Origin of the sequence: Pigmentiphaga sp. YJ18 (genome assembly GCF_038066655.1) — a bacterium.
Lineage (GTDB): Bacteria > Pseudomonadota > Gammaproteobacteria > Burkholderiales > Burkholderiaceae_B > Pigmentiphaga.
Genome location: NZ_JBBUKU010000009.1, coordinates 1 through 15,946 on the forward strand (window position 1 = coordinate 1; position 15,946 = coordinate 15,946).

Annotated in this window: 5 protein-coding genes; all 5 read right to left on the bottom strand. The window is 68.7% G+C overall.

Features of this window, described 5'->3' with window-relative positions:
- Nucleotides 1-312, bottom strand: a 312-nt coding sequence (locus WKR98_RS29150) for a hypothetical protein (protein WP_341435410.1), incomplete at its 3' end; no start/stop codon positions are given.
- A gap of 143 nt (nucleotides 313-455) precedes the next feature.
- Nucleotides 456-1,439, bottom strand: coding sequence for a FecR family protein (locus tag WKR98_RS29155; RefSeq protein ID WP_341435411.1), 984 nt, complete (start codon nucleotides 1,437-1,439; stop codon nucleotides 456-458).
- A gap of 79 nt (nucleotides 1,440-1,518) precedes the next feature.
- A complete protein-coding gene (locus WKR98_RS29160) occupies nucleotides 1,519-2,040 on the bottom strand; it encodes an RNA polymerase sigma factor (protein WP_341435412.1) in 522 nt (173 codons plus the stop codon).
- Nucleotides 2,041-2,051: 11 nt separating this feature from the next.
- Nucleotides 2,052-2,642, bottom strand: coding sequence for a secretin and TonB N-terminal domain-containing protein (locus tag WKR98_RS29165; RefSeq protein ID WP_341435413.1), 591 nt, complete (start codon nucleotides 2,640-2,642; stop codon nucleotides 2,052-2,054).
- A gap of 302 nt (nucleotides 2,643-2,944) precedes the next feature.
- Entirely contained in the window at nucleotides 2,945-15,814 is a 12,870-nt protein-coding gene (locus tag WKR98_RS29170; RefSeq protein WP_341435414.1) for a filamentous hemagglutinin family protein, read from the bottom strand.
- Nucleotides 15,815-15,946: the final 132 nt, after the last annotated feature.

A 15,946-nucleotide genomic window follows, 5' to 3' on the forward strand; every position in this document is an offset into this window, starting at 1 on the left:
CGCCGCCAGGTTCAGGTTGTTGATCGAGGTCTGCAGCTTCTGCCGCGCCGCCGCCGATTGCTGCTCGGGCGCCGTCAGCGACGAGGCCGGCAAGCCATTGGGCAAGCGCCCCGTCGCCGTCGCCGTGCCCTGCGCCGCTCCCTTGGCCGCGAACCACGCCGGACTGAACGCATGCTGCGCATGCGCAGGGTCGGCCGCGCCTCCCGCCGCCAGGGCCAGCGCGATGGCATGGGTCAACGGCGAACGACGCAGCCTGGCCTGGTGGTTGCGGAGGTAAGTGAAGGTGCCTGCGCGGCGTTCATGAGTGCTCATCTGATCCCCAGCGATGATTCGAGTCGTATCGCGCCCCCCATGCGCCGAACGGCGCGATGGGGGTCTTACTGGGTTGACTGATCCTGGCCGCAAAACCCACTAGACTTTCTTTTGTCATGAGCGGGCCGGGGGCAGGCGGCATTTCAGCTGAGAATCAGCACTCCGCCGGGCAGGGACTGCGAACGCAGCCCATACGAACGCTGGATCTGCAGTAACACCGTATCGAGCGAGGCGATCGAGAACCGGCCGCTCACTTCGCGATCACGCAAGGCATCCGCCCACAGCACCACCTTGCCGGAGCGATAGCGATTGATTTCGTCGATCACCGTGGACAACGGCGCCTTCCTGAAGACCAGCAAGCCTTGCCGCCAGGCCGACCATTCCTCGGTATTCACGGTGGCCACGTCCCGTACCGCGGTATCGTCATAGGACAGTTGCTGTCCTCCCGCGAGTTGGCGCACGCCCCGGGGATGCTCCACCCGGACCAGGCCTTCGATGCAGGTGACGCAGCTCGACCTGCCCAGATGGCGCACGACGAACCCACCCGCCTCCCCAATGACGTGGCCCGCCCCGGCCACGACTTCGAACGGCGTGGAAGACGCCGCCAAGTCCACGGCCGCCTCCCCCTGGATCAACCGCACGCCCCGCATTCGGCCATCGACCTCATACCGATTCAACGCCGTACGGGTATTCAGTTCGACCCGGGCCTGATCCGTAAAATCGAGCCGGCGCTGTTCGCCGGTGCTGGTCCGATAGTCGGCCCCCCACTCTCCGGCGCCGGGCCACAGCGACAGCGGCGCGACCGCCGCCACGCCGGCTGCCCCCGCGGCGCCCAGAGCCGCGCCCAGGAAAGCACGGCGTCGCCATGCTCGGTCCGCCGGCGCGGCAGGAACCACCCCCAGGCCGGCCGAGACAAGCCGCGCGGCCGCGGGATCGAGCATGTTCCATACCCGCCGGGCCTCTGCGAAAGCCTCGCCATGCGCCGGACTGCTGCCACGCCAACGGCGGAATCCGTCCACGTCGAGCTGCGTGGCTTCGCCCGAAGTCAGGCGGCGCAACCAAGCCTGCGCCTCGCGCTGTATGCGCGAACCGTCGCCGTACGCGTCCCGCTCCGTCGAAGTCTTCATCGCCCCGCCTCTGCCGCGTGGCCGTCCATGGGTGTGCCGTCTACATGAACGACGGATCGGCACGGCAAAAACCACATACTCATTTTTCCTGTCTTGTCCGGCCCACTCGCGCGGCGCAGAAATCGTGGGCCTTCTTCAATTCCTGTTCGACCGTGCGCAGCGACACCCCCAGGCGTTCGGCCACTTCCCGCTGCGGCACGTGTTCCCATCGCACCATGACGAGAATCTGGCGCCGCCGCTCGGGAAGCTTCCCGATAGCCGCCATCAGCGTGTCCAGCTCGCGGCGGGCGGTCAACGCATCCGGCGGCTCGGGGGCCGGGTCCGGCTGTTCGGCCAGCAGCGCCTCGATCTCGCTCGCGGACACCAGCCTGCTCTGATTGCGCTGCCGGTCGTACGCGACATTGACCGCGGTCCTCAATAGATAGGCGAACGGCTCTCTCACGCCCTCGGCATCGTCCCGGCTTTCCAGCTTCAACCAGGTATCCTGCAACGCGTCGCCGGCCAGGTCGGCGCACCCCAGCCGGCGCGTCAGCGTACGCTTCAGGTCGGCGTAGCGCGATACCAGGAAACTCCGAAGCGCTGGAATGGTGGCGTCGGGCATCGCGCGACCGCTCAGCGGGCGGCGGGGCAGAACGCCCGCCCGCCCTCGCCCTGTATCACCAGAGTGATGGGTTGCTCCATATGCGCCGGAGGCGGCCGTTCCAGCCTGATGCCGTGCAGCGCCGCGATGATCGCGGCATCGCGCCCGCCGTCACCGGTCGTATGCAGCAGCCAGGCGTCGACGATGCGCCCCGCCGGATCGATGCCGAACTGCACGGCGGCGCGATAGCCTGCCTGCGCCAGGCGAGGATCGGCACAGAAGGCTTCGCGGATTCGGGTCTGGGCCAGGCCGTCGTAGCGCCGGAAGACGAGCCCCCGCGAGGCGGGCGGCCCTGGCGGTTCGCCGCGCGGCACGGCGCCGCTCGATGGCGGGTCTGACAGGATCACGAACGCCTCGCGCTGCCCCGCGCCCGCGCTTTGCGGATGCAAGCCTGTGGATTCCAGCATGCGCCCCAGCGCTTCCCGGGGGGTGTACGAACCCACCACCGGCGACGACCAGCGACCCTGCACCAGGGCCGCGTCGAAGAACACCGGCAGGCCGGTCGCCTGCCCGTACCGCTCCAGCGCCGCCGCCAGGGACTGGCGCGGAAGATCGAACCGCATCGCCGTATCCGCCACGCTACGGACGACGGCCTGAGCGCTTGCCTGTACGGCCCAGGCGCATCGCGCGGGCAGCCCCACTAGGCACCCCGCCAGCACGCAAAAGCCGACGGTTGCCGCCGAGATTGCCATAAGGTTTTCATCAATGCGCTCGAAAAGGACACAGCCGGCGACTACCCGCCGGCACGGCCCGATGGATCGAGAAGATCGACGCGCATGCTATCCATGCTGCATGACCGTCCCGTGACAAGGGGGCCGGTCAGCGGCATGCGGGGCACGGCAACCACCGTGCCCCGGGGCATTCCTTACAGCCCCAATCGCGCCCGCTCCTGCGCCGTCAGCACCGACGCCTCCACGACCTTCACCAGCCCTTCCGGCCGATAGGCCGAAGGCTCCACGGCACGTGGCGCCGCAGGCTCCTGCGAAGCAGGCGCGGCATCGTTGCCGAATCCCAGCACCCGCACGGTAAAGACCGACGGCAGGGCCTGGCGCGACGCCGCCCGCTCGCGCTGCATCACGTCCTGCGCCGCCGTCGCCGCCTGCGACGCCGCCGCGCTGGCATTGCTCAGCGCCGCCACGTTCACCGCCGCCACCACCGGGATCCCCACCGACTTGCCCTGCACCTGGATGTTCTCCGCGTTCACCACGCGCAGCGCCGCCAGGTTCACGTTGCCCGATACTCGGATCCCCGCCTCTCCCGCGTCGATCGTGCCCAACGGCGCGATCAGGTCGATGTCGCCGGGAGGGATCTCCGGGATCGGGTTCAGGGTGGCGATGCCGGCGCCGGTGCTCGGCGCCTGCGGCGACAAGGTCACGTTGCCGACGTCGTCGTACGTGCGCCGCGAGGGGGTGTAGACCACCGTCGTCTTGGAGCCCCGGCCGGCGTTGATGTCGCCTGCCGCCGACCAGCCCAGGATGTTGCCGCCAAAAGTGGTGAAGACGCGGCTCTGGCCCATCAGGATGCTGCCGAGCGAGTAGATGTTGATGTCGCCCTCGCCCTGCGTCATCACGCCCGAGCCGGCCCCCGGATTGAAGCCGCCGTCGATGCCGACCAGCGTACGGCCGCCCGGCGTCATGATGCTGATGTCGCCGCCGAAGTTGGTGTGGATGCCGGCGTCCAGCACGTCGTAGAACCCCACGCCGCTGGCCGGGCTGCCCATCGCCTCCCACTGCGCCTTGGTCAGGTAGTTCACACCCGGGATCGGACGCGATTGGCCGGCCGTGTTGTGCACGATGTCGTAGAAGTACAAGGCGCTGCTGAACATCGTCAGGTCGCCTTCGTATGTCAGCTTGTTACCCTGCGCGTCCTGCTCGGGGAACAGAGTAGCGATGGCTTCGCGCCCGCGCAGGTAACTGCCGAAGCGCCTGCCGTCGGCGTCGTTGTACTCGCGGCCGGACTCGCGCAACTCGGCGTAATAGACATTGCGCAGGTAGGCGTGCCGCTGCTCCGCCGGCAGCGCATCGAAGAAGGCGCGCGCGTCGGTGGTGGCCGGATCGAAGCGCAGGCCCAGGCTGTTGACGCCGCCGAAGCGGTCGTTCAGCCAGTTCACCAGGTGGAGCTGGCTTTCGGTCTTGTACTCTCGCGCCAGCGAACGATTGGCTTCATCGGTGCGGCCTTCGGCCATTGCGGCGGCGCGCGCCGCGTCCAGTTCCGCCTGCTTCTGCGTCAGGAAAGCCTGCGCGCCGGCCTCGTCTCCGCCGTAGCCGAATTCCTCGTGCAGCCATTGCGCCAGCGTCAGCTTGCCGCTGTAGACAGTCAAGGCCTTGCCCGATTGGTCGCCGAACGGCAGGTCCGGATCGGCCTGGTTGGCCGGATCCAGGTAGCGCGCTGCAAAGGCGTCCCAGTGCGCACCCTTGCCCATGCCCGCCGACACCGAGATGCTCGCCCCGCCGCTGCGGTCTCCTGCCGATGCAGCGCCTGCGAGCGGCCCCAGGCTCTTGATCTCGCCGTTGTTGGCCAGATAGACATGGCGGCCGGCCGAGACGTCGAGCAGGCCGGGGCCCAGGATGTAGAAGCTGCTGTTGCGCAGGTCACGCCCGGCCTGCACCACCGAGATCTCGTCGGCATAGGCATGTGCGATCAGGTTGCCGCGCGTCGAGGCGTACCCCGCCGAACGAGTGCCGATCGTCGCGTCTTTCTTGCCCAGCGGCGTGCCGGAGTCGGTGATGTCGCGGCCGGCGCGGATCGCGACCGGAATCGACGCCTCGTAGCGCGCGTCCTCGAAACCCAATTGGAAGTCCGGCAGGACCGCCTGGCCGACACGCAGGCCGACGATATCGCCGTTCACCGCATAGTAGCGCGCCGGTTCCCGGCCCGCCGCCGCGCTCGCAACGGTTGCCGGGCTGCCGAACGTGAACAGCGCGGCGGTGTTCAAGCGTCCGCCGTCAGGCGACGGCTGGCCGCTGTAGGCCTGCGAGATCCAATCGTTGGTTCTTTGCGTGTCGGGCGCCGCGTTGGTGACCAGCAATGGCCGGCCGCCTGCCTCACCCACCATGCCGACGAAACCGGGACGGAAGGGACTGGCCATGGCCGAAGGATCCGCCGTGGATGCCGAGAACACATAGCCCGCGCCATGGATCGAATCCCGCGCCAACAGTTGCAACTCGCCCTTGCCCGCGGCATTGACGAACTGATCGCCCACGGGCGAAGGCGCCAGCACCGTGCCGTAGCCATAGCGCATGGCTCCGGTGGCGCCATGTCTCGCGCCACTGGCGCTTGCGCCGTAGTACAGGCTGCCGTTGGCGGCGGCGGCGCGCAGGATGGATGGATAGAAGGAGCCGTCGCCGTTGGCCGACTGGTTCCGGCCCGGGCTGCCCCAGCGCACGTCATCCGAGCCGGCGATTTCGTCCCATGCCGTGGTCGGTGTGAGGTTGCCGCCCGCGCTGAAGAGATCGATGGCGGTGGCCGGCGTCCACAGCGAGAACCAGCTCCAGCCGTCGCTGTCGTGGTTCGTTCCCCGGTAGGTAAAGGGCGTGGAACTAAGCAGCATCGTGCGGCCCGGATCGGCCGCGCCGCCCAGCACCAGATCGCCGCGAGTCTCGATACGGACGGCGGAATCGCCCAACACCAGGATCGGTCCGCCGGTAGCCTGTCCTCCCCCGGCCGCGTACACATCGCCCAGGCGCGTATCCATCTGATCGCCGCCGCCATAGCCCAGTTTTATGCCGCCGATGGCGCCGGCGCCGATCAGGGTTGCGCCGCGCAGGTTCGCGAAGGTGCTATTGAGGTCATGCTCGTTGAGCCGCAACTGCGGGTTGGGATTGAGCGTGCCGCCCAGGCGCAACGCGAGGTCGCCGCCGCCGGTCTGCACCAGCTCGCCGGCCGGGGTGACGCGGCCGGTGCTGGCCACGGCCAGGTGCAAGCCCTGGCTGCGCGGCGTGTGGAGCCTCTGGTTCCAAATCGATTGGATGCCGCGCGCATCGATGATGCCCGCATCGCCGCCGGCTTCCACGGTCAGGTTGCCGCCCCCCAGCGTCCCAATGCCCGTAAAGCCCACCAGGAAGGGGTCGCTGTTGAACAATCGCGCGCTGTAGGGGTTGGACTGGCCCAAGGCGTCCCCGGCGACGTAGGTGCCAAAATTGATCCACCACGCCGTCGGCACCGCATCCACACCCACCTCGACGCTGCCGGTGCCCTGTCGCCACAGCCAATTGCCCACCGTGACGGTGGTGATCTGCTGGCGTGTGTTATAGAAGGTATAGCCTCCGGGATCGGCGTAGTTCTCGTTGTTGCCGATCAGATCGCCCTTGAGATCGCCCTGGGCGCGCAAGAGCACGTTGCCGCCCTGCTCCGGATACCAGGCCGCGTACAGGCTGTCGGCGCCGCCGTCGACCAGCGATTCGAAACTCGCGCCTTCGGGACGCAGCACCGTGCCGTCGGCCAGGCGGCCGCGGGCCTGATCATAGCCGCCGCCAAGGGACGCCGATGACGTGCCGGCGGTATAGACGCCGTAGAGCGAGGTCATCTCGACATCGCCGCCGGAGATCAGGTCCAGGTCGCCGGTGCCCGTACGCAGCACGCTGAACAGCTGCTGGCGCGCGGGGTGATAGGTCGTGACCGTCTCGGGGGGGCCTCCGGCAGAGCCGCCGACCATCGACCCCATGCCGTAGCCATTCAACTCATCGGGACTCGACCCGATAAGCCCCCACATCATCAGTTCGTCGATTTGCGCCGACGTGACAGGCGCACCCGACACTGGCGTGAAAGTGAGAAGATCAGTCAGCCCCAACATTTCGATCAGTGCCCGATACTGGCTCAGATCCGCCCATACGAAACCCGGCTGGACGGTACCGACTATCGTGCCCATACCATAGCCATTCAACTCATCGGGACTCGAGCCGATCAGCCCCCACATCAGCAATTCATCGATCTGCGCCTGCGTGACAGGTTCGCCCGACACCGGCGTAAAGGTGAGCAGATCAGTCAGCCCCATCATTTCCATCAGCGCCCAATACTGGCTCAGATCCCCCCATACATAACTGGGTCCGCCTGAGCCCGGTACCTCGGTCACCTTGGCGCCCAGCCCGAAATGCGTATCCGACAGACGCAGGCGCGCTTTGGTGCCCACCTCGGTCAACCGCGGATCGGCCGCATCCAGATCTGCCCCGGCCACCAGGCGAAGGTCCCACGACTGCGACCCCGGCGCCAGCATCGGCGCCAGCGCCAAGGTGCGGCCCTGGGTGCCGTCGGCACCGGTGGGACGCAGGTTCACCATCTCGGCGCCATCCGGCAGCACCACGTCGGTTTCCGATGGCACGATGGCGCCCTTGGCCAGCGTCAGGGGCCGGTCCAGTTTCATGGCCACCGGTAGCGCCGCCCCCTTGGGCCATATCGTGGCCCCGATCTGCGCCTGCGCCGGCAAGCGGAAACCGGCGGCCAGCTGCATCCCCTCATCCAACGTCAACGGCGCCCGCAGCACGGTGCCGGCCGCGTGCACCACGTTGCCTTGTTTATCGAGCACATCGGCCCCCAGCACCATGCCGGCCGGCAGCGTCAGGCTCTGCGCCAGCGGCATGGCGGCGGGCAGCAGCGTGCCGGCCGGCAAGGTCAGGCTCGCGACCGGCAGGTCGTAGTTCAGCGTGCGGCCGCTGGCGAACTGGGTGCCCGCGGCCAGCGTCGCCATGTCGCCGTGCGGAATGATGAGGTCCCCGCCGAAAGGCATGCGCCCCGCGGGCAGCACCCAGCCCTTGTCGTCCGCCGTCACGCCTAGCTTGGTCGTGTCGAAACCATCGGTGATGCTGCCGAAGATCGCCAGGTCGCCCTGGGCGCGCAGCACCAGCGCGCCGGCTTCGCCAGAACCATGGACGGACGTCTTCTGCGTGCGCGGATTGACGCTGGCGTAGCGGTGGCCGGACAGGTCGATATCGCCGTCCACGTGCAGGTTGCCGTCGGGATTGACCGCCGCGTTGCTGACGATCTCCACGCCGGGACGCAGGCGGAACGCGCCGGCATGGGCGCGCAGGCCTGCAAGCTTGCCGTTCATCAGCGCGCTGTTGGCCAGCGCATTGTCGATGAAGGCGAGGCTGTCGGCGTGCTTGCCGTCCAGGTAGGCCTGGTCGATGGTCTGGTAGCTTCGGCCGTCCACCGTGGTCTCGGTGCCGGCGGCCGCGTCGTCGTAGGTATGGAAGGCATTGACGGCGATGGATTTGGCGCCGGTGATCGCAACCCTGCCGCTGGCGTCGATGTCGACGTCGTTGCCCGTGGCACCGCCCAGGCGCGGCGCATTGAGAGCCACCGTGCCGTAGCTGGCGCTAGCGCCGGCCACGCCCAGGTCCATGCGCACGCCGTCGGCCAGCACCAGTCGGCCGCTGCCCGAGTCGATCTCGATGACGGCGCGGTTGGGCGCGTCGATCGCCTGCCCGTAGCTGTCCTTGCGCAGCACGCTGGCGCTGGCATCGAGCACGGCGCTGCCGGCCAGGGTGACGCCCCCGTTGGCGGCCAGGCGGATGCTGCCGGCCTGCTCGCCGCTGGCGTCGACCCGGCCCGTTACCGTCAGGCTGCCGTTGTCGACCGAGACGTTGATCTCGCGGGCCTTGAGTTCGTCGCCGATGACCAGGTCGCCTTGTCTCAGCTGGAAGCTGCGGCCGCCGAAGACTTCGCCCTGGGTCAATCGTTCGTTCAGGTCGGCAAAATCCGCGATGCGCTGCGCGCGCACGTCGATGTAGCCCGCCGCGAACGGGACCCGAGTGCCACCCGCATCGTAGTGCCCGGCGCTGCCGCCCAGGACGTCGCCAGCGAGGTCGGCCCTCCCTTCCAGCGCCAGGACGGCCAGCTTGCCGGCGCGGTTGTTTTCAGCAGCCAGGTCTATCGTCGATCCGGCATGCTGGACGACGCTGCCCTGTCGGCTCGACAGCGTCACGTCGCCGCCCCAGCTGTATTTGCTGACGTCGAAGAAGTCGATCTTGCGGCCGGCCAGATCCAACTGCGCGCCTTCCGCCAGCGTCACGTCGCCCTGCGCCGAGAGCTTCAGCTTGCCACTGGGCAGCAGCACCGCGGTGTCCAGCACGAGATGCGAGCCAGCGTCCAGCGCAAGCTCGGCGCCCAGGGCATCGGCCAAGGTGGCGTTGTCTGCCAGCGGCGCGGCGGCGCCTGCCGGGGCCGCGACCGTGATGGCGCCACCTGCCTTGATCCGGTTCACCGAACCGGCTTGGCCGGTCAGCAGCGGCGTGTTGAGGTTCAGGTCGCCGCCGCTGTAAGTCCATGCCTTGGCCGTGTCGTCCCAGGCGCCCCGGGACTGGTACACCGCCAGCGCGCCCTTGTGGTTGGCCGTGATGCGTTCGGCCGCGTTGAGATCCACGCTGGCAAAGCCCAGCGCCAGGCGTTCGTGCGTGCCTACGGTATCGGGCTGGCTTCGGGGGCCGTAGCCGAACTCGATGACGTCCGCATCGATGACCAGTTTTCCGCTGCCGGTGCCGGCGCCGCCGGCGATGACATTGCCCGCCGGCGTGGTCGCGCCGTTCCAGACCAGGGTGCCGGTTTCGATGCGGGCGACGTCGCCCGCGCCGCCGTGGCCGTAGATGGCTGGCGTGCCCAGCACCAGGCGCTCCAGGGCGGACTTGCCGGTGATCGGGTCGATGGTGCTCAAGTCCACACTGCCGTAGAAGTTGACCGAATCGCCTGCGGTCAGGACGAGGTTTTCCAGCGCCGGCGCGCCGGTGCTGGTATCGCCTCGCAGCAGACGGTCGAGCACACCCTGGTTCAGCGTCAGGCCCGAGGGCAGGATGCCGGCGGCTCCCGCCCGTGCCAGGGCCTCGGCGCTGCCGACGTTGATGCCGCCCATGGCCAGCACCAGGTTGCGGGTGCCGTAGCGCACCGACTCGCCCAGCTCGAAGGACTTGTTGGTGGCGGCGGTGATCGTGCCTTCCGAGTACAGCACCGTTTCGCCGACGCAGCTCGCCCCTGCGGCGCAGGCGCCGACGTGCAGATAGCCCGCGCCGAGTACACCGGAAGCGTCATCGGCAGTAGGCGAGGTCACGTCCAGCCAACCGTTGGTCACCGCCAAGACCCCGGTTTGGCCCGGCATCAGCACATAACCGTCGTTCGAATCCCAGGACGCCTTGCCCTGCCCCAAGGTATTGATGCCCGCGCCCTGCTCGATGGTCAGGCCTTCATTCTTGTTGTTGACCACCAGAAAGACCGATGCCGCTTCCAGCACGGCGCCCTGGCGCAGGATGAGCTCGCCGGTCGAACCGTTGCCCAGGCCGACCTGCCAGGAATTCTGGGTCGACGATCCGCTGTCGTTCTGCACCACGAACGTTGACACCGGCGAGCCGCCGATGCTGATGCCGGCGGCGCCCAGGCCGTTGAGCGTACTGGCATGGACCGACGTGCCGTCGAAGCCCTCGGTAGGCGCTGTTCCATCGGCAAGAATCTCGATGCGGCGGCCGTTCAGCACCACGGTGCCGCCGCGCCCACCCTCGGCAGGGGTGAAGTCCGCCGTGCCGGCGGCGATGTCGAGGCGGCGACCCGGCGAAAGACCCAATTGCCGCGCATCGCGCTCCAGTTGCGGCCGCGGCGCGCCGTCCCGCGCCGCCCAATCCAGGCCGAACTGCGCGTAGCTGGTTTCGTTGTATTGCGCATAGCTGCGCAAGGTGTCGGCCGGCGTCAGCACCGCCTGCGTGGTGCGCGCGTCGGCGATGCCGGTATGGGCGATACCCAGGCGCGCGGCCATGGCGTAGGATCCGTTGCGCATGGCGGTGCCGCCGCCGAAGGCGGCCTGGCTCGAAGCCAGTCCGTTCAATTCCACGCGGAAGGCACCCGGCAGCAGCGCATAAGTGGACGGCAACAGGGTATAGGTGCCCGCCGCCAGGCCCGGCACACCGTCGCCCACCGTGATCTGGCGGCCGATCATCGGATCGCCCGCGCCCTTCTCGGCCGCGATCGGCGCCACGGCGGGCTGCGCGCCAGGAACGATGGCGTAGACCGGATTGGTCGACAGTCCCGGCAGCACGAAACCGTCGCTGGCCATCTGCACCAGCGGATGCAGGCGCGCATCGGTGGATCCGCCGCGCCCGGTCAAGAAGCCCGCCCCCTTCAGTTCGCCACCGCCGGACAGGTCGATCCGCGCGCCGTCCTGCACTTCGATGCTGTCCGCCGTCAGTTGCACATTGCCCAGGCCGCCGCCCAGCCCGGAGAACCAGGCTTGCACGCCATCATAGTTGTAGCTCAGGCCGTCGACCGTGCCGCCGTAGGGCATGACCAGTCCCGCGGCGCTGATGGACGTGACACTGCCCGGGCGCAGCACGATCCTGCCCGGTTCCTGGTGATTCCCCGCGGCAACGCCAAGGTCCAGCATGCCCAGCGGCGCACGAACCACGCCGCCCTGGTCGATGTTGGCCGACCGCAGGCGCAAGGTACCGAAGGCCGAGTACGGCACCGGCGGCGCCGCGCCATCGCCGCTGCGCTCGATGCGCAGGCTGCGCTCGGGATCGTAGGTGATCTGATAGGTTTCCCACTGGTCGAAAATCCCTTTGCGCCCCGCGATCACGTCGACCACCGAGCCGGTGGCCGGATAGATCTGGCTAGCGGCCAGAAGCAGGCCGCCTTCGGTCGTCAGGGAAGTACGGTCGCCGACCGTATGCTTGAGGAATCGCAGATCGTCCTGGCTGCGCAGCTCCACCTGCTCGAAGCCGTGGCGCGCAACCAGCGCCTTGCCGCTCTGCACCGAGTAGCCGTAGGCACCGAACCGCACTCCATTGATCACGTCCAGCACGCCTGCCTCCACGCGCAGCCGCGTGTCGTCCCGCAACGCAACCATGCCGCCTTGGTAGGAACTGGGATCGTTCAGGAACGGTATGGTGTATTTGTCCTTGCCCAGGCGGGAAGTGCCCGCCAGGCGCACGTAAGGCGCAGCCAGGTTCACGCTGGCGCCGACCGGCGCCCCCTCCGCCAGAACGATCGCGCGCGATGCCAGGTGCAGGCTCTGACCCAGCGCAAGTTCCACGCCATCGTCCAGGGAAAGCACGCCGTTGACCAGCATGGACAGGTTGCCGAAGCCACCCGTCTCGACGCGATCCGCGCCCAGACGGCCATGGCCGTAGACCAGTCCCGGATCGGCCTGGCCCGGACGCAGCCCGGCAGCCAGGCTCTCGGGCGCCTGCTCCTTCACCAATTGCAGTTCGCGGTGCGCCAGCACGCGATCGGTCGGATTGCCCGCATCCCGGTAGGCGGGCGCTTCCAGCGCCAGGGACAGCGTACCGCCGGCAGCGCCCGCGCGCCCCGCCGCGGCTTGCATATCGCCGTCGAGATACAGGCCGTTGAAACTGGCCAGATGAATCACGCCGCCGCCGGAAGCCAGCAGGGTCTCGCCCAGGCCCGGCAGGTCCAGCTTCGCCGCGGCGCCCGAGGCGTCCAGGCGCGCGCCGGGCCGGATGACGATGAAATTGTCGATGGCATCGGCCTGGGTGGCGTAGGCCTGGTACTTGCCGCCGATTTCTATCCGGCCCCCGTCCAGCACCACGCCGTAACGGCGCCCCTGCGCATCCACCGCGGTCCGGGCAAGGCCCGCCACGTCGAGCACGGCCTTGCTTCCTATCCACACCGAACCGTCGTGGCCCTTCAGGTCACCGACATTCTCGGTGCCAAAACCCAGTCCATACACGCCGACGCGGCCGCCGGCGGCGCGCAGTTCGCCGTCGATATTGATCTGGCCGTTGCCCTTCAGGACGATGCTGCGCCCCGGATCCACTTCGATGCGAGCGCCCTCGCCAATGGCCAGGGTGGGCCTCTCCCCCCCCTCGACCATGCTGCGCGCGTTGCCGGCGGCCAGCACGAGATCGGCACCACCACGCTGCGTCAGCCGCCCTTTGGCGGCATCCTCGGCGAACAGCGGTGCGAGCCGCCGCTCCAGCGCCTCTTGCGGATCAGCGCCGGTGGCCACCCCGCGCGCCGCGGAAAGATCCGCATGCAGGACCGGCATCGTCGCGCGCAGTTCGGCGCCTTCGGCCACGGCCAGGCCATTGCCCCCCGTCACCTCGTAGCGCGAAAAACCCTGCTGGAAGCGCGCGGCGTCCAGATGCAGCAAGGACTCGACCGCCACCGACTGCGGCAGGGACGAACCGGCGCGTATCAGCGTGCCGGCCGCATAGGTCAACTCGCTGGCCGCGATGGTGCCGGCCTTGAACACGCCCGGCGTCGGCGCGATCGGGATGCCGTTCGGCAGGATGGCGGCATCCACGACGTAATTGATGGGAAAGCCCGCCGGATTCACGATCGAGGTAATGACCGTGCCCGCCGGCAGCGTCGGCGGCGTGCTCCAGCTATAGCCGTCGACCGTCAGGTACTGTCCATTGGAAAGCGTCACGCTATAGCTGACGTTCTGGTTGGCCGCCTTCGGCAGCGTCCACGCGGCGCCCAGCGTGACCCAGCTTGCCGGATTGCCGGCAACGATCCGCGGTGCCCCGCTGATCGCCTCGCCCGGATTGGCGTGCGTGCGGACATAGTGATAGTCCACCGGCAGCACCGCGCCTTCGGCGACGGTGAAGGCCTCGTCGGTAATCAGGTCGACCAGCGAAGTCTCGCCCGCCTTCAGGACCCCGTCGCTGCCTGCGACCTGTCCGCCGACGACCACGGCATTGCCGGTTTGCAGGATCAGCGTGCCGCCTCCCTTGACGCCGTGGCCGCGCAGCTCGCCTTCCAGCACGAGCCTACCCTTGGCTCCTGCGGCCGCCGAGTAGGCGTCGGCAACCAGCGCGATGTCGCCGCCCTTGCCCCCGCGCAGGCTGTCGTCGGCCATGAGCGCCGCGCCCGACGAAACGTCGAGCAGCGCGCCCTCGCCCACCCGCACGTCGCCGCTGCTGCGCACGTCGATGCGGCCGCCGTTGACGAACGGCAGGCCGCCGATGCCGGCGCCGTCCTGCAGCAGATTGCTCCACAAACCGCGTGCGTCCAGCGTCACGCCATCGCCGATGGAAACGCGCGCCACGTAGCCCGCCGGCACGGCCGTCGTCAGCGGAAGCCGCTGCCAACCCGTGCTGGCACTGACGTGCCGGTCGACCATGTCGCCCAGGACAATGGCGCCACCGCGCGCCGTCAGGCCGGCATTCACATCGACCTGCGTCGCATGCAGGGCGATTTCTCCGCCCGGCGCGACCGCCACCGATGCGCCCACCTCGATGCCGCCCTTGGCGTAGACCCGCAGTCCGCCCAGTTCCAGCGCGTTGAGCCAGGCCGCCTCGAGCGCGATGTCGCCGCCCGTGCCGCCTATCTTGACCGAGTCGACCACCGCGCCCGGACTGTGGCGCAGGTCGCCGCTGCCAGCGTCGTAGACCGGCGTCCAGGTGCCGATGACCAGCTCGCCGTTGCGCGCGACGGCCGTCTGCGCCTGCCGGTAGCCGTCCAGGCCCGCTTCGCGCGCGCGTTGCTGCCGCTCGCCTTGATAAGTGCTGGTTTCGACGTCGCCCTGTAGCGTCGCCGCGGCCGTCGCCACCACCAGTCGGCCGCCGTCGCGGCCCACCGTATAGCCATTCTCCAGACGCCTCAGCGGCGCGATGATCGGGTTGTAGAAGCTCTCTTTCGCCGTATCGCCCCAACGCGAGGCATCGGTCTCGAAACCCCGGTACAAGCCGGCATACAACAGGTCTCCCGGCGCCGTCGAGGCGTTGTACAAGCTGCCGTCCGAACCCTTGAGCCAGGTCTGGGCCACATAGCCGGTCTGCACGTCCAGCGCGCCGCCCGACAAATTGATCAGCGAACCCTGGCGCGTCAGCAGATTGCCGCCACTGAACTGCACCGTACCGCCCTGCGCCGACCATTCGCCTATGCCATGGCCGGTGATGCCGAGATAGCCGCCCACCTCCAGCAGGCCCCCCGCCGTATACCAGCGGTCCGTTTCATAACCATTGGTGCCGGCCGGCACCAGGACCAGATCGCGGCGATCGAGCCAGATATCGCTGTTGCGCAGCTTGTCGCCTTCGCGGTTGACCGAGGCGTCGCGCTGTTCGAAGCCCTGCACGTTGACCAGGACATTGTTCGCCTCCATCGCGATGCGCACGCCGACGTAACCGGATACGTCGATCGCGGCGCCGTCCTTGACTTCGCTGGTGCCCGACGCGTCCACGTAGACCTGGCCGCTGGTGGCCAGGGTCAGACTATCGCCTTCGAAGCGCACGTCGCCGCTGCTGGCGACCTGCACCAGCGACTGGTCGCGCCGGTGGGCGATGCCGTCGCCCGCCTTGTCGCTATCCTGGACCAAGGTCTCGCGCTGAACGTCCAGCGCCGTCGAAGCGCTTGCATCGAGCACGATGGCGGTGACGCCGCCCTCTTCCAGACCGACCTGCGCGGTGTCCCCTCCGCTCGCCGTCAGGTGGATGGTGCCGCGCGTGTGCACCGAGGTCGTCGCCACCGCGACGCCACCCTGGCGCACGTCGTGGCCGGCCAGCGTGATGTCGCCGGTGGATGCCTGGATCAGGCCGGTGTTGCTCGCCAGGCCGCTGGCGCCACCGTCCAGGTGCTGCGTGCCGACCACGTTACCGCGCGTGGTCGAGTTCTGGTTCGCATCGGTGCCCATGCCCTTCCTGATCACGAAGGCATCGCCGGCCGACAGCACCGTCTGGCCGCCATCGGTCGTGATCTGCCCCGCGTTGTGCACCTCGCCGCCCAGCAACAGTACATAGCCGCCGCCCTCGGTCACCGTCTGCGGTACGTGCGTGGCGATCCGCGCCCCCCGCTCCACCACCACCTGCCCCGTCGCCGCCCCATGGCTGTTGCCGCTGGCCGTCGTTTCCAGACCGTTGGCGAAGCTCGGGATGTACCCGCTGCCCTGCGCCTCGCTGTACAGCCCCTTCTTGAACTGGCTGTCGGTCATCCC